This is a genomic window from Methylomonas sp. MED-D (assembly GCF_050276835.1).
Taxonomy (GTDB): Bacteria; Pseudomonadota; Gammaproteobacteria; order Methylococcales; family Methylomonadaceae; genus Methylomonas; species Methylomonas koyamae_A.
This window is the reverse complement of sequence record NZ_CP189965.1, coordinates 1-16,603: the sequence shown is the minus strand read 5'-3', so window position 1 is coordinate 16,603 and position 16,603 is coordinate 1. Positions and strand designations below refer to the sequence as shown.

At 51.0% G+C, this 16,603-nt stretch carries 12 protein-coding genes; 1 reads left to right on the top strand and 11 read right to left on the bottom strand.

All coding sequences use genetic code 11. The features are described from left to right. Positions 1–474: 474 nt before the first annotated feature. The 7 genes from ACQE3E_RS00060 to ACQE3E_RS00030 all read right to left on the bottom strand — a co-directional run bounded on the left by ACQE3E_RS00060 (position 475) and on the right by ACQE3E_RS00030 (position 8,484). A complete protein-coding gene (locus tag ACQE3E_RS00060; RefSeq protein WP_313729429.1) occupies positions 475–1,896 on the bottom strand; it encodes a mechanosensitive ion channel domain-containing protein in 1,422 nt (473 codons plus the stop codon). Positions 1,897–1,989: 93 nt separating this feature from the next. Next, positions 1,990–3,348: an alginate export family protein gene (locus tag ACQE3E_RS00055; protein ID WP_313729430.1), complete on the bottom strand. Its 1,359-nt coding sequence runs from the start codon at positions 3,346–3,348 to the stop codon at positions 1,990–1,992. 44 nt (positions 3,349–3,392) lie between these two features. Next, positions 3,393–5,270: an amidohydrolase gene (locus ACQE3E_RS00050; protein ID WP_313729431.1), complete on the bottom strand. Its 1,878-nt coding sequence runs from the start codon at positions 5,268–5,270 to the stop codon at positions 3,393–3,395. Positions 5,271–5,327: 57 nt separating this feature from the next. Next, entirely contained in the window at positions 5,328–5,993 is a 666-nt protein-coding gene (locus ACQE3E_RS00045) for a hydrolase (protein WP_313729432.1), read from the bottom strand. A gap of 251 nt (positions 5,994–6,244) precedes the next feature. Beyond that, entirely contained in the window at positions 6,245–7,069 is an 825-nt protein-coding gene (locus ACQE3E_RS00040) for a helix-turn-helix transcriptional regulator (protein ID WP_313729433.1), read from the bottom strand. A gap of 110 nt (positions 7,070–7,179) precedes the next feature. Continuing rightward, a complete protein-coding gene (locus ACQE3E_RS00035; protein WP_313729434.1) occupies positions 7,180–7,758 on the bottom strand; it encodes an antibiotic biosynthesis monooxygenase in 579 nt (192 codons plus the stop codon). 6 nt (positions 7,759–7,764) lie between these two features. After that, positions 7,765–8,484, bottom strand: coding sequence for a pirin family protein (locus ACQE3E_RS00030; protein WP_313729435.1), 720 nt, complete (start codon positions 8,482–8,484; stop codon positions 7,765–7,767). Between the two features lie 165 nt (positions 8,485–8,649). Between ACQE3E_RS00030 and ACQE3E_RS00025 the strand changes: the two genes are divergently transcribed. Further along, on the top strand, positions 8,650–9,540 hold the full coding sequence (locus tag ACQE3E_RS00025; RefSeq protein ID WP_313729436.1) for a LysR family transcriptional regulator: 891 nt from the start codon (positions 8,650–8,652) through the stop codon (positions 9,538–9,540). Between the two features lie 121 nt (positions 9,541–9,661). Here ACQE3E_RS00025 and gyrB read toward each other — a convergent pair whose 3' ends face one another. From gyrB to dnaA, 4 genes are all read right to left on the bottom strand, one after another. Continuing rightward, positions 9,662–12,067: a DNA topoisomerase (ATP-hydrolyzing) subunit B gene (gene gyrB, locus ACQE3E_RS00020; RefSeq protein ID WP_313730904.1), complete on the bottom strand. Its 2,406-nt coding sequence runs from the start codon at positions 12,065–12,067 to the stop codon at positions 9,662–9,664. Positions 12,068–12,182: 115 nt separating this feature from the next. Beyond that, the gene (recF, locus tag ACQE3E_RS00015) at positions 12,183–13,256 is read right to left on the bottom strand and encodes a DNA replication/repair protein RecF (protein WP_313730905.1); all 1,074 of its coding nucleotides are present in this window, start codon (positions 13,254–13,256) and stop codon (positions 12,183–12,185) included. An 8-nt stretch (positions 13,257–13,264) separates the two neighbouring features. Next, entirely contained in the window at positions 13,265–14,368 is a 1,104-nt protein-coding gene (gene dnaN, locus ACQE3E_RS00010; protein ID WP_313730906.1) for a DNA polymerase III subunit beta, read from the bottom strand. Positions 14,369–15,286: 918 nt separating this feature from the next. Further along, positions 15,287–16,603 carry a chromosomal replication initiator protein DnaA gene (gene dnaA, locus ACQE3E_RS00005; protein WP_168033534.1) on the bottom strand — a complete coding sequence of 439 codons (1,317 nt, stop codon included), beginning with the start codon at positions 16,601–16,603 and terminating at the stop codon, positions 15,287–15,289.

The following is a 16,603-nucleotide window of genomic DNA, read 5'->3' as shown; positions in this document are numbered from 1 at the left end:
ATGAGCAAGTACTGTCGGATTTTTTCATTTTTTGTGTCATTAGTTTTTCACTCATTTGGCACAGTTTTCACTTTTTGTGTCACTCGACAGCTCGAAACCGGCCAACGATCTGGCGTATCGCCATGCGTTTGGATTTGAGCGCTTCCGACGGTTTCATGATTTTCAATCGGCATGTCAGATCTCATAATTTGTGATGGCGGGAATTTACCCCCATTGAATTCAATAGCTTACAGGACTAGCAAAACGGATTTTGAACACACTAAAGTTGTACTTATAGTGACATTCAATCGAGATCAAGCCTTGCCACTCATTGGAGTTTCTCTCTTTCAGATTCTGGTCAGCCAACCTCCAGAAGATCCCAGGCGCGCTCATCCTCTTAAACCTATTCTATCCGGCCCGGGGGTTAGGCATATTGCATGATCCTAGTCTCCCCAACAACCGAGATTACGGCTTGTCTGTAAAAAATGAAAGAGATCAATTCCCCCACAGCTTCATGAGCCGGCTTTTTAGCCATGTGACCGGATTATTGTCGAATTCTTCAGGGAGCAAACCCATTTTTTTCAACGACGATTGACAGAGTTGAATGTATTCCTGCCGCTTCAGCATTTCTTCGCTTACGGCGGCCTTGATTTGCGGATAACGGCTTAACAGGTCCGCAAAGCAATCCTCAGGTATTGTAAACAAAACAACTTCGCCGACGGCGCGCATCGATGTCGGATAGGGAATCTTCAAAAGCAAGGGCAGTTCGCCGAAAAAATCGCGATGTTGCAGGCTAAACAAGCGCTGACTGACTTTCTCGTTCTCGAATATCGCATCGACCTCGCCTTTGAGCATGACGCAGAAAAATGGAAAGTATTCGTCCTGTTTAACCAAAATGTCGCCAGGATTGAAATAACGCGGCGAGCCCTGTTCTATCAGTTCGCGTATTTCCAGTTCATCGAAATACTGAAAATAAGGCAGCTCAATGAGAGCATTGTGTATGGACGGCATGCTTGCCGCTTCCGGCGAACCGTTGATCAGGTTGGTGGCCGCATCGGTGACCGGGTAAAGGTTCCGGTTATTCGTCGGATGATAGGGAATTTTAATGGCATGCAGTCGAAATAAGTATTCAATCCGAAAGTTTAACGCACTTCTGATCAGGCTACGTTGATCGATATGATCGGTCCAAACCCACAGTTCGAAATTCAACCCGATATCGCCAAACCCCTGAAGCAAGGCTTTGGGTGCCGGATCGCTTAATACGTTGGGTTCCTGGCCGGCGGCTTTCAATAACAACTCGGTTACCAATACCAGATTGCTGTGCTGTTCGACCACAAGTGGAATTTCAACCCGCCCACGCTTGGCTTGATACCCCCATTTTTCCACGATATTGTTGGTGAGCTGAACATTGGGAATGATCAGTTCCGAACCTTGGAACGATGTAATCACGGTCGAGCGCAGAAAAATATCCCGGATGCGTCCTTCGCCACCGGCAAAATAAATAAGATCGCCCACTTTTAGTTTGCGTTCGCTCATCAAGGTAATGCCGCTGGCAATGTTCTTGGTGATGTCTTGCAAGCCAAAACCGACCGCGACTCCCAGGCCGCCGAAAATGAGCGCCAGTGTCTCGAATTTGATGCCCATGACTTGCATGATCGCTACGACACCAACCGCCAACAGCGTAAAACCGGCGAGATTGGCGATCAGTTTGCGATCGCCTTCGTTGACAACCAGGCCGACCAACAAGCGCGTATTCAGGATATGGCGTATCCAGCGGACGACCAACAGCATCAACCCTAGACACAGCGTGAATTTAGCCAACCAAATGACATTGACCGATTGCGTACCCAGCGTAAATATTGGCGTTTCAAAGAATAGGAAAGGTTGGGACAGCAAGGCGGATGAATCCATAGCCATAAATTAACTTAGTCGTAAAAACCGGAAAAATTTCCCCGATTATGGGGCAAACTCGCCGGCAATTGCATCAACCAACTGCAACGGAACCCGTTTTTAGAATACCGCGTTGAATTGGGTACGGACGTAGTCGGTATCCCGTCCTCCCGCTTCGGTAATCACCTGTTCCGCAAAAAAATGGCTGTAACTAAAACCAAGCGAAAAATGCTTATCGATTTCCCACTCTATATTGGTGGAAAGGGCTTGGGTGACAAATCGACCGTTAGTCCCTAGCGTCTGCTCCAATGGGTTGAGTCCTCGCGTATATACCGCATCGTTTTTTGATAATCGCCAGTAAAAATTCCAATCAACGGACAGCCGGATGCCCGGCAGCGGCTGCAAGGAGAGATTCGGCATCACATTAAAAAAATTCTGCGGCGCCAGTATCGCCGCTTCCTCAAAATACGACAGATTGGGGTATAAGGGATTAAAGGTATTCAGCTGCCGGTCTTTGGCATTCCTGTCGCCACTGGCAATATTGGCGCTTAAACCCAAGCGCGGTCGCCAGCTTGGGGTGGCAAAGGTATAGCCGGTGTTGGATGCCGCAGTCCAGGCATTGATAGTCAAAGGTCCGAAGCTGCCGATTTGGTAAATGCCTTCAAAATTCCAGTCCCAGCCAAACCGCTTGCCGAACACCCGGCTGCCGAACGAATGGCGGGATTCGTCGGCGATGGTGTTTTGATAATGGGCTTCTTTACGTTGCAGGCCAATGTAATAGATTTCGGCATCGGTTGGCTTGAACGACCATTTGCTGTTCAACCCCCAGAGTTTTTCTTGGGTATTTCCCTGGTCGTCGAAAGTCGCCGGTGTTATCGCCACTTCTTCAAAACCGAACGCATCCAGGTCCAGATAGTCGTTCTTTAGCGAAAGCCGCATGCCATCGAAAGCTCGCCGCGCATTTTGGCCTTCACGTGCGCTGATTAAACGGGACGAACCCAGCGCAAACTCTTGCCTCCCCACTCGAGCGGTCACGGCTTGAAAATGCAAGTCGATAAAACCCTGCTGTAAATCCGCGCTATCGTTATCCAATGGCCCTTTCCGCAACCCCAGGTTATTAGACAGATAGCTGCCCAATTGCACAAAGGCCCTCAAGTGTTCGGTGACATGGAGATCGGCATGCAGCAAAAAGCGATGCAAAAATTGCTGGCCGTCGGCGTGTGTTTTCAGGCCGAACAAATCGTTGTCGTAGCTATTGAAACGTTCCCGAAAATTTCCGCCCAAGGATAAATACACGTCCTCGCGGTCGGCGGTCAGCGGCAGGTATTTGAGCGATTCATAGCTGCTCCGCCGAGTGTGCTTGGCAAGGTATTGGTAATTTTCCTGCCAGCGGTTGCTGTTAAAACCCGGCTCGGTCTCTTGCGCGATCCCTACGGTGCTAACCAGCAATAAGGCCAATGGCATGAGTCCGGGTTTCATTGGCAATGACCTCATTCGCGGTTTTGCATGAAGGCGAGCCGCTACTAGTAGGCAAAACAGCCGCAGCCCAGTGCCCACGGATTGTCAAACTGTGCTTGTTTTCCAGCATTGTCCAGCCCCAACCAGCGAGAGAGCTTGCCGTCGTGGCCTGGGTGATGACCGTGAATCGCACAGGTGTGCGCTGCGCATGAAGCGGCAGGTAACGCATAATGCGTTTGCGGTGTTTGATGGCCGCCAAAATAGCGCACTGGAGACCAATCCGGACTGGCTGGCGGCAACGGCGTATCGAACCGGCTGAAATCATCCGCCGCGTAAACAATCCTCCCGCCTACCATGGTCAGCAGCGAGCTAATGGCCTTGATGGTCTCGTCGGCGACGGTCATGAAATCGTGCGATGTCACGATCAGGTCGGCATACATGCCTGGCGACAACGCGCCTTTTACCGTCTCTTCGTTCGATTTATAGGCGCTGCCGGCGGTCCACAGACGCAAGGCCTCTTCGCGTTCCAGGCAATTGCTCTCGCCGTAGAGCGGCAACCCGCCGACCGTTCTGCCTGTTACCAGCCAATACAAAGAGACCCAGGGATTAAAACTGGCAACCCGGGTGGCATCGGTGCCGCCGCCTACCGGGATGCCCATTTCCAACATTTTTCGCAGCGGCGGAGTATGCTCGGCTGCCTTTTTACCGTAGCGGTCTACAAAATATTCGCCTTGAAAGGCCATGCGGTGCTGTACCGCAATGCCGCCACCCAACTGCTTGATCCGCGCCAGATTTATTTCGCTGACGGTTTCGGCATGGTCGAAAAACCAGCGCAAATCGTCGAAACGGGTGTCGCGATCAATCGCCTCGAACACATCCAGCGCCCGGTCTATGGTTTCGTCGTAAGTAGCATGCAACCGGAACGGCCAGCGATTCTCCACCAAAAACCGAACCACGTCGCCCAGCTCTTTTTCCATGCTGGCCGCCATATCCGGGCGGGGTTGCAGAAAATCTTCGAAATCGGCGGCGGAAAATACCAGCATCTCGCCCGCGCCATTCTGGCGAAAGTAACTGTCGCCGCTGTAGGGTTTGACAACGCCGGCCCATTTCTGAAAATCCGCCAGCTCACCGCCCTTGTTTTGGGTAAACAAGTTGTAGGCGATGCGGACGGTCATCTGTCCGTCTGCATGCAGTTGTTCGATCACCTGGTAGTCTTCCGGGTAATTTTGAAAACCGCCGCCGGCATCGATGCAACTGGTCACGCCCAAACGATTCAACTCGCGCATGAAATGCCGGGTGGAGTTGATCTGATCGTCCAGCGGCAATTTCGGCCCCTTGGCCAAGGTCGAATACAAAATCATCGCATTGGGTTCGGCAATCAACATCCCGGTCGGATTGCCGTTGGCGTCGCGCTGAACTTTGCCGCCGGGCGGATCGGGCGTGTCTTTACCGATGCCGGCGGCGCGCAACGCGGCGCCGTTCAATAACGCCCGATCATAGAGATGCAGGATAAACACCGGCGTATCCGGCGAAACGGCGTTGATTTCCGCCAGGGTCGGCATCCGCCTTTCTTTAAATTGAAACTCGCTCCAACCGCCAACCACCCGCACCCATTGCGGCGCCGGCGTTCTGGCCGCTTGCAGCTGCAGCATCGCCAAGGCATCGGCGATGCTGCCAACGCCTTCCCAGCGCAGCTCCATGTTGTAATTCAAGCCGCCGCGAATCAAATGCAGGTGCGAGTCGTTCAAGCCCGGCAGGACCCGTTTACCGTGCAAATCAATGGCGACGGTATCGGCGGTCGCCAGCGCCTGGATCTGTGCATCCGAGCCTAACGCAAGAACTTTGCCGGCGGCGATGGCGATCGCGCTGACCTCCGGCTGTACTGGATCCAGTGTCGTGATTTTGCCATTAAATAAAATGGTCTCCGGGCTAGAAGGATTCATATGCCACGCACCTCATCAACTGTATTTATCAGGGAAACGCATTCAATTCGCCGCCGTTTATTGATTAACTTTGTGCGGATATTTGGCGCGTTGCCCATAGTCGTGCACCAGGCTGGCCGCATAGTCGATACCCATGCCGTACGCGCCAAAATGTTCGCGGGCAATATCCGTTGTGCCGACATAGGTTTCTTTACGACTCCAATCGCGTTGCAGTTCCAAAAGCACCTGCAGCGAGGTGATCGACTCCGCACCATGTTGTTCGGCGCGCCTGATGGCGGCATTGTGCGCTTCTACAGAAGTACCGCCCGAGGCATCGGTATTCATGATGACTTCATAGCCTTCCGCCAGCGCGCAGATGGTTGGGAAGATCAGACAAGCTTCCGTCCATAACGCAGCCATCACCAATTTTTTCCGTCCGGTTTTTTTAACGGCGGCGACGAAGGCCTCGTCTTCCCAGCTATTCATGCTGGTACGTTCGATCGGGTCTTGCTGCAACACATCCATCAACTCGGGCCAAATATAGCCGCTGAATGATTCGGTTTCGACGGCGGTGAGAACGGTAGGAATATTGAACAACTTGGCCGTTTTGGCCATCGCGACAGCGTTGTTCTTGAGTAATTGGCGGTCGATATTGGTCACGCCAAAAGCCATTTGCGGTTGATGGTCGATAAAAATAAACGCACAATTATCGGGGGTAATAAGTTTTTCGGTGGCTGCGCTCATTGATTGCTCCTTTAAACTAAATTGATTAAGTCCGAATTCACGGACTTGTATTTGACCAAGCTCTGTGGCTTGGGTATTGAACAATATTGACTTTTTTTCTTAAAAATTAACGTATAAATAAAATGGTTTAATATCTCTCCTGTAAACAAAAGGCAAAGCGAAACATGGAGGAGCCGGTAGGAAAAGTGCTACAAAACCCATGACAGTTTTACCGTACAAATGACAGTAATTCGGCGGGTAAACAATCTCGATTAAACGTTTCGAAATTGGCCCGGTGTTACTCCAACTTTTCTTTTAAACACGCGATTTAGATGACTTTGATCGGCAAAACCGCACAATATCGCAACGTCGGTTAATGCAATTCCGGTAGAAATAAACTTTTTGGCTTGAATAATTCGATACGCTTGCAAATATTCGTGGGGCGTAATTCCCAAGCATTTTTTAAAATTCCTTAATAGCACAAACGGATTCGATTTAGTGACTTCCGAAAGCTCGTTCAGAGAAATGTTTCGATTATAAAAAGTCCGCAAATATTCAATGGATATTTTCACTTTCGAAGGCTTTAATAGTTGCGGGCAAGCGTAATGATTGCCTGTCACTTGCTGCAAAAACCGATTCACAAACAAAGCCAGACAAGTCGATTGTTCCAGGGCACATTGGCTGGCTTCTAAAACTCTATGCGTATCGGCAAAGTAATTCCGTAAATACAGGTTATCAATGATCGGATTTTTAAAATCCAATACAAACTTGCTTAACTCATGCTTTTCGCAATAATCGATCAGTTGCCGAGGGCTGATTTTGATTTCGCGACAAATTGCACCGTCCTTGTTTATAAAAGCCGATTTCAGGGAGAATATTTGCCCCGCATCGCGCATCACTAGACAATTTGGCGTTTCAAGATAGTTCTGACCATTTTGCCGGCTTTTCCAAACCGCACCGGAAAAACCGATAATGGCAATTTCATCGTGAAAGATTTTTTCCAATGAAATCGACTGCTCGGGCGATATATCGAAGCGAGAAAAATGGCAACCTTCAATCTGCCAGTTCAGTATTTTGCTGGAAGGAGTTTGTCCCATAATTCAGTCTGTCCCGTTATTAAAGTGGTCTTAATAGGCTTTGCCAGGACTGCGGTAACGATTGCCACAGTCCGCTGCCGTTGACTTTCGCCCTAGGCATAATTCGGACGCTAACTTTTAAAAAACCATTTCGCGATTAGCCGGACATAGAGCGGCATAATCAAATACACCACCAAACCGACGATAACCAAAGCCAATACACCCTGGCGAATGCCGAACTCCCCCAGCTGCGGATACTTTACAAACAGGGGTTCCATCGCTGGCGGCACATACATCGTCAACGGCCAGATCACCGACGTCGTCACCAGCCATTGCTTCCAACGCCGCGGATGCTTACCCACCGCCGGCGGGGTAAACCAGTAATCGATGCCGGTTTTGATGTCGATCGCTTCTTCGCTGTCCAGAATCCCGGTAATTTCCTGAAGCAACTGCTGGCGTTCCGGAGACCGCTGCCAGAATTCCAAGGCCTGGATTCCGGCAAAGCGCACCACGATCAGATACTCGTTGTGGCCGTCCGGCGGCCGGACGACTTGTACCCCCAAATGCCCCGGAAAGCTCGCCGCGATCGGCATGATTTTGCTTAACCAACGCTCATACTGCTGAAGGTTGCGCTTACCTTTTTTCAGCCGATGGCGGATGGCGAAAAAAACTTGTTCGTTGTTGGGCGGCGTTTGGCTGATTTCGTTCATGGCGCACTACCGGCTGGGTTTCTCATGCGGGCGTAAATCAAACACCAACACTTCGGCATTGTGGCCCTGTTGTATATCGATTAGGCTCTCGCCGCGGATGCGGGCGCCATCGCCAGCGTGCAGCACGGTACCGTTCGCGGTCAAGGTGCCGCGTACCAGATGCACGTAAGCATAACGGTTATCCGCGAGCGTTAACTGCGCCTGTTCGCCGACATCGAAACAGCCGGCGTAAACCCGCACATCTTGGTAAACCGACAATGATCCTTCCGCACCGTCCGGCGAAATAATCAGCGCCAGCCGGCCTTGTTTTTGCGCGGGGCTAAAATGACTTTGCTGATAGCGCGGCTCGACGCCTTTGCTACTCGGCACCAGCCAAATTTGCAGAAAATGCACCAACTCGCTCTGCGAATGATTGAACTCGCTATGAGTCACGCCGGTTCCGGCAGTCATTAACTGAACGTCTCCGGTTTCGATCACCGAGCCGTTGTCCATCGAATCTTTGTGCGCCAGCGCACCGTCGATGACATAGGTAAAAATTTCCATGTCCCGATGCGGATGCGTGCCAAAGCCTTTACCCGGCTGCACAATATCTTCGTTGATCACCAACAAATCGGAAAATCCGCTTTGCTGCGGATCGTAGTAATTGCCAAAGGAAAAAGTGTGTCTTGAGAATAGCCAGTCGAACTGAGCGCTACCTCGGCGGTGGGCGGGACGAATTTCCAGCATGATCTAGCTCCTTTCAAAAATTTCGAATTAACATTCTCTCAGCTTTTGTCTGAAATCTTGGGGTTTTAAGCGAGTGAAATTAGAATACTCCTGAGTTTTTAGTATTTAAAACGAGTTATTTTGCTTTTAATATTCGATTTTTTCGAAAGTGGTTTTGGAGATCTAATGAAGTTATCGCTGGAAGCTATTCAAATTATCGATGCGATCGACCGCACCGGATCGATGTCGGGCGCGGCTGAACTGCTGCATCGCGTACCCTCCACCATTTCCTATGCCGTCGGCAAATTGGAAGAACAATTGAATCTGAAATTATTCGAACGCAATGGCCCCAAGCTTTCGCTAACTCCGGCCGGAAATGCCTTGTTAAACGAAGGGCGTTTGTTATTGCACGCCTTTGGCGATCTCGAATCTCGGCTATATAAAATCGCGTCGGGATATGAAGCCGAGCTGACCGTGGTGTTTGATTCACTGATACCCAGCAGGGTGTTTATTAACGATTTGCATGAGTTTAATACCCTGGAATGCGGAACCCGCATTCGCTTCACCACGGAAGTGATGAGTGGGGTATGGGAGGCATTACGTGAGGAACGGGCGGATATCGTCATAGCCGTCGGCGATTGCCCGAATTGGAGCGGCTATCAAGTCAGGCAAATCGATACCGTGGATTTTGCATTTTGCGTCGCGCCCGTCCACCCGTTGGCTGCGGCGAATCAGCCAATTAAAACCGACATCCTGCATATGCATACGGTTATCGCCGTCGCCGACAGCGCCCGGTCGCTACCGGCAAAAACGGTAGGCTTATTGTCTGGACAAAAACGCATTACGGTGCCGAATATCGACACCAAAATCCAATTTCAACGGGCCGGATTGGGCTTTGGCTTTTTACCGCGACGATTAGTTGCCCAAGATCTGGAAACCGGATCGCTGATGGAGTTGCAGGTTGCAGAAGCGCGTCCGTCGGAACCGGTGTGGCTGGCAATGCGTACCGCAAATAAAGGTGAAGCGGCCAATTGGTGGTACCAAACATTAAGCCGGCCGCTGTTAAGCGACGTTTGAAATATCGGCGCATACCATTACCCAGCTTTAGCGTCGGCTTTACCGGTTATCCGAGTAGTTTCGATCTCATTTGGAAATACTAATGCCCAGCACCACCCATTTGGGTAATTCCGATACATCTCTACACATCCAAATTCGCCACATCCAGCGCGTTCTTGACGATGAAATCCCGCCGCGGTTCAACGACGTCGCCCATTAGCGTGGTGAAGATTTCGTCGGCGGCGATCACGTCGTTGATGGTGACTTGCAGCAGGCGGCGGCTGTTGCTGTCCAGCGTGGTTTCCCAGAGTTGCTCGGGGTTCATTTCGCCTAGACCTTTGTAGCGCTGGATGTGTTGGCCTTTTTTGACTTCCTTCATCATCCATTCGAAGGCTTCCTTGAAATTGGCGACGCTTTGCTCGCGCTCGCCCATCCGCATCACTGAATCCGGACCGAACAGGCTCAGGGTTTGCTCGGCGTAGCGGGCTATTTTTTGATAGTCCATGCCTGTAAAGAAGGTGGAGTGCAGCACGAAGCTTTTGGTGATGCCGTGCAGGCGCTTGTTGACGGTGATGTCGAAGTCGTCGGCACCGTGATATTTAACCTCGGTGCTGAATACGGCCTTGTGGTCGCCGCTGTTGAGCTTCTGCTCCAAATCGACAAACCAGGCGCTTAGTTTCGCTTCGTCGGCCTTGGCGGTGGCGTCCAGGGGCTGTAAATAGGTCATTTGTTCCAGGTACAGATCGTCGTAGCGTCTGGACAGGCGATTTATGACCGCCATGACCTCGGCGAATTCGGTTGCCAGCTTTTCCAGGCCCTGGCCCTGGATGATCGGCGTATCGGCGTCGGTTTGCAGTTGGGCCTTGTCCAGCGCCAATTGGATCAGGTATTGATTCAAGGCGCTGTCGTCCTTGACGTAATGTTCTTGTTTGCCTTTTTTGACTTTATACAGCGGCGGTTGGGCGATGTAGATATGGCCGCGTTCGACCAGCTCCGGCAATTGCCGATAGAAGAAGGTCAGCAGCAGGGTGCGGATGTGCGAGCCGTCGACGTCGGCGTCGGTCATGATGATGATGCGGTGGTAGCGCAGTTTGTCGACGTTGTATTCGTCCTTGCCGATGCCGCAGCCCAGCGCGGTAATCAAGGTGCCGACTTCTTCCGATGAAATCATTCTGTCGAAGCGGGCGCGTTCCACGTTCAGAATTTTACCTTTCAGCGGCAGGATGGCCTGGGTGCGGCGGTCGCGGCCTTGTTTGGCGGAACCGCCGGCCGAGTCCCCTTCCACGATGAACAGTTCGGACAAGGCCGGGTCTTTTTCCTGACAGTCGGCCAATTTACCGGGCAGGCCGGCGATATCCAGCGTGGTTTTGCGGCGAGTCATTTCGCGGGCCTTGCGGGCCGCTTCGCGGGCGCGGGCGGCGTCGATAATCTTGCCGGCGATTGCTTTAGCAACTTGAGGCTGCTCCAGCAGAAATTCCTGGAGTTTCTCGTTCATCGTCGATTCGACCAGCGGTTTGACTTCCGAGGACACCAGTTTGTCCTTGGTTTGCGACGAGAACTTGGGATCGGGGACTTTCACCGACAATACGGCGGTCAAACCTTCGCGAGCATCGTCGCCGGTGGTGGCGACCTTTTCCTTTTTAGCCAGACCGTTGCTTTCGATGTATTGGTTGATGGTGCGAGTCAGCGCGGCCCGGAAGCCGGCCAAGTGGGTACCGCCATCGCGTTGCGGAATATTGTTGGTGTAGCAGAACACATTTTCCTGATAGGAATCGTTCCATTGCATCGCAACTTCAACAGTGACGCCTTCTTTCTCGGCCTGGAAGTGAAACACTTTTTCGAACAGCGGGGTTTTGTTCTTGTTCAAGTGTTGAACAAAGGCGCTGATGCCGCCTTCGAATTCGAACACGTCTTCCTTGCCGCTGCGTTCGTCGCGTAGCGAGATTCTGACGCCGGAGTTGAGGAAGGATAATTCGCGCAGCCGTTTGGCGAGTATGTCGTAGTGGAATTCGATGTTGGTGAAGATGGTCGGGCTGGGCTTGAAGTTGATGTAGGTGCCGCTACCTTCGGCATCACCAACGATGGCCAGCGGTGCGACCGGTTCGCCGAGCACATATTTTTGCATGTGCAATTTACCGTTCTTGCGCACCTTCAATGTCAGCTCTTCGGATAACGCATTCACGACCGAAACCCCGACGCCGTGCAAGCCGCCTGACACCTTGTAGGCGTTGTCGTCGAATTTACCGCCGGCGTGCAAGACGGTCATGATGACTTCGGCGGCGGAACGGCCTTCTTCCTTGTGAATATCGACCGGGATACCGCGACCGTCGTCGTAGACCGATACCGAACCGTTTTCGTGTATCACCACATCGACACCTTTACAGTAGCCGGCCAAGGCTTCGTCAATGGAATTGTCGACTACTTCGAACACCATGTGATGCAAGCCGGAACCGTCGTCGGTATCGCCTATGTACATGCCGGGACGTTTTCTGACCGCATCCAGGCCTTTCAGTACTGTGATGTTCGAACTGTCGTATTGTTCACTCATGGTGTGTTCCGTAATGTAGGGTTTTGCCGCATTGACGCCAGAGGGGATCTATTCCTGCATCGTTGCTTCTGCTGGTGAGAGTTATAGTTATTGTGTTGTCTTGTTCGCGTTGCGATCACGGCGTTTGAATTCTTCCGTGTTCCACGTGAAACCTTTTATAAGTTTTGAGAGGCGCCAAATCGCCGAAGTCGGAAAAATCGGTACTGGTGATAAAGACTTGGCAGTTCAGTTCAGCCAGATATTTTAACAATTTTGCCTTGTTTTCTGTATCCAATTCCGCCGCCAAGTCGTCGATCAAAATGCAGCAGGCATTCGGGCTAATCCGGTTCAACAACGTTACTTGCGCCATCAGTAAAGCCAGTACATAGAGCTTTTGCTGTCCTCTGGATAGGAAGTCCTTGGCTGGGCGTTTGTCGCAATAACAAATGAAGTCTGCGCGATGCGGCCCGCTATGGGTAAATCCGTAACGCAGATCTCTATCCAAATCCTGTTTCAGGTAATGTTCCAATTCGTTTTCATCAGGCCATCCCGGATGAAAACGAACATCCGCTTGAACGTCCGTTAAAAATTGCCGTGCGGTTTCGTTAAACACCGGCAACAGTTCGTCAACATAGGCTTGTCGAAATTGGTTGATGACCTTGCCGTGCTCGGCCAACTCTCGGTCCCACGCCGGAATTTGCCTGAGTTGGCGAGACTTCAACAGACTATTACGTTGCTGCAGTGCCTTGGCGTATTTCCGCCAATGACCCAGAAACTGTTTGTGTTGATTAAAAATCCCCCAGTCCAAAAACTCGCGGCGAACTTGCGGACCGGCATCAAGCAGGCGGTAACTCTTTGGGTCGATCAACTGTACCGGCAGTGCATAGGCCAAATCCGACTTTTGCCGATTCTCGCCGTCGATGCGAATTTCGCATTGCTTGACGTCGATTTGAATCCCAATCCGACTTAGCGATTGGCCTTGCTGGCGATTTTGCGCGGACACCACCAGGTGGGTTTGGTCGAAGGCAATGGCTTGCTTGATATGCGTGGTGCGAAAGGACCGGGCGCGCCCAAGAATGAAAATGGCTTCCAGCAACGAACTTTTGCCGCTGGCATTGGCGCCGGTAATCAGGTTGATTGCCGGCGAAGGAGTAAGGCTGGCTTCACGGATGTTTCGAACCGAAAAAACATCCAGTGCGATCAAGGTCATTGTCCCGCTTACAGGCGCATCGGCATGACAATGAATTTAAATAAGGGTTGTTCGGGTTCTTCGATAAAACAACTGCTGGCATTGCCCGCTATCGTCAGCACCGCCAATTCGGAATCAAGATTCGAAACCGCATCCAGCATGTATTGCGAGTTGAAGGAAATACTCAGCGTCTGACCGTGATAATCGATGATCAGTTCTTCTTCCGCTTCGTCGTGTTCCGGGTTATGCGTGCTCAGTTTAAGAACGTCGCCGCCGATATCGAAGGTCACGCCTTTGTATTTTTCGTTGGACAAGATCGCCACCCGAGTCAGGGCGTCGCGCAACACCTGCTTTTGAATCAGCAACGGCGTCATGAAAGATTGGTTGAAGACTTTACTGAAGTCGGGAAACTTGGCATCTATCAGCTTTGAGGAGAATACCACATCTTTGAATTGGACCTTGATATGGTTGGCCGAGAACTGTACATCCAATTCCGCTTCGGGATCGTCCAGCAAACGGTTTAGCTCTTGAACCGCTTTGCGGGGAATGATGATGCGCGATTCGTAGCCGGTGGCGAAACCGATGTCGTCCTCGAAAATCGCCAAGCGATGGCCGTCGGACGCCACCAGTTTCATCTTCGAATTACTGACGTGAAGCAATAAACCGTTCAGGTAATACCTGACATCCTGGTTGGCCATGCAAAACAGGGTTTTATCCAGGCCCTTCTTAAATTTGCCGGCATTTAACGCAAACCGGTATTCGTATTCCGATTCGTTGAACTCCGGATAATGCTCCGCCGGCAAGGTGCTCAACGAAAATCGGCTACGGCCCGATGATAGTTTTACCTTGTCTTCGTGCAACTCGAACTTGAGCTCCGCACCGCCAGGCAACAACCGGCAAATATCTAAAAACTTGCGAGCCGGTACCGTGATGACGCCAGGGTTTTCTATCGATTCACAATAGACCTTGCTGACGATTTGGATTTCGGTATCGGTACCGGTCATCACCAGAGAACTTTCATCCGCCCACAACAGCACGTTGGAAAGAATAGGCATGGTCTGGCGCTTTTCTATAACACTGACGATTTGCTGCAACGATGGCAGAATCAGATCTCGGCTAATAACAAATTTCATAGATATCTATTTTTTATTTTTACTATTAACAAGTCGCAAAGCTGTGGAAAACCCGATTTACGTAATATAAAACAAACGATTGTCTTGTACGTAACAAGGCGGCGATCCCGGCCCATAGCCTGTTGACGATTTGTGGACAACGAGAGATGGCAACTTTATCCACAAGTTTCGTGCCAAGAGCGCCAGGTCCTAATGACAGGGTTTTCCACAATTGGTCGGCGTATTATCGTGGAAAAAGCTAGTGCGTGCTTGACGGTTTTCGTCACCCGCGCAAATCTCGAAAAACGAGTTCCACGGGCTTTGTCTGTCTGTTTACCGACTTTTCGTTTCGACCGTCTCGCGTCGAATTAATCAATAACAATGTAAAAGAAATATAGTTTATTACTGCTATTAGCAAGCCCTTTGGTTGTGGGTAAGCCCAATTTTAGAAGTGCTTTCATAGTCTTAGTGTCTGGCGAATCTTGTCTTTTCGGGTAGGTAACGCCTGTGCGGCAATTGTGGACAACTTCGAGTCTTGAAGTTATGCACAGCTGAACCACAATCTACTCGGTGGGATAAAGACAGGATAGTCAACAGCAGAAATGACGGTTTCTCGACGCGCGAATCGACGGTGTAGGCAATGAATTAGGCCTAAGATACCCGTTTGATTGGCGGCTGTTCGAGCGGGAAGGACTAATTTTTAGGGATTGGAGAAATAAGAAGTTTGCGACAAACATCGTTCGCGTTTCGGTCAAGCGGGTAATTCGAAAGATTGATGTCGGAATGACCGGTCTTTCCGCGCGAATGGGGATACGACCGAGTAACAGGAAGAGCGGTCGATGCCTGAACTTCGAGGTTTAGTGTTTGAGCCGGCGTGGTGGCTTTGGGCGGAAAGCGCCCGGAATTGGCGGCAGCGAGCGATATCGCCCGCTGCAAGGCTTAGTGCGACAGCGTGCGCAGCAGGTTTTTGTAATCTTCCGCCATTTTGACGTCTTCGTCCTTGAGTTCGGCGACCCGTTTGCAAGCATTGATGACGGTGGTGTGGTCGCGGCCGCCGAAAGCATCGCCGATTTCCGGGTAGCTGTGCGAAGTCAGTTCCCTGGCTAAAGTCATGGCGATTTGTCTAGGGCGGGTAATCGACTGCTTGCGGTTTTTCGACGATAAGTCGGCGACCCGGATTTTGAAGTATTCGGCGACGGTTTTTTGGATGTTGTCGATGCTGACCAGTTTATCCTGCAAGCTGATCAAATCGTGCAAGGCTTCCTTGGTAAATTCGACGGTGATGTCGCGGCCGGTGAATTGCGAATTCGCGACCACCCGGCGCAATGCGCCTTCTAAATCTCGAACATTGGACGGAATGCGCTTGGCGATGAAAAACGCCACGTCGTGGCTAAGATCCACGCCAACCTGTTGGGCTTTCTTGATTAAAATAGCGGTGCGCGTTTCCAAATCGGGCGGTTCTATCGCCACCGGCAAACCCCAACTGAAGCGGGACTTCAAACGGTCTTCCAGGCCCTCGATTTCTTTTGGGTACTTATCGCAAGTTAGTACCACCTGATGTTTTTGGTCGAGCAGATTATTAAAGGTGTGGAAAAACTCTTCCTGCGAACGTTCCTTGCCGGCCAGAAATTGAATATCGTCCATCAACAAAACATCGATGTTGCGATAGTAATCCTTGAAATGATTGATCTGGTTTTGTTGCAAGGCCTTGACCATATCCTGCACGAATTTTTCCGAGTGCAGGTAGACGATGTTGGCGTCCGGTTTTTTCTGCAGCACTGCATTGCCGATAGCGTGCATCAAATGGGTTTTGCCCAAGCCGGAACTGCCGTAAACAAAGAGCGGGTTGTATACCTTGCCGATGTTGTCGGAAACCGTGACCGACGCGGCGCGCGCCAATTGGTTGGATTTACCCTCGACGAAGCTCTCGAACGTGAACGCCTTATTTAAAAAGTTGGGCTGGTTTTTTTTCTGAACCGGACTTTTGTTCAGCGTTTGCGTTTTGATCGCCGACGCTTTCTTGCTGCCGATTTCGAAATGCACCGCTAGCGTGGCGTTGGAAAATTCGTTGACCGCGTCTTCGATGCGGGTCAGAAAATGTTGCTTGATATGATCAATGATGAAGCGATTGGGCGCGAGCAGTTTTAACTGGCTGTCGGTTTCCACCGCTTGCAGTGGCCGGATCCACGTATTCAGGTCGGCGCCGGGAATTTCATGTTCCAGCTTGGCCAGGCAGTTGTTCCAAATCACACTCAT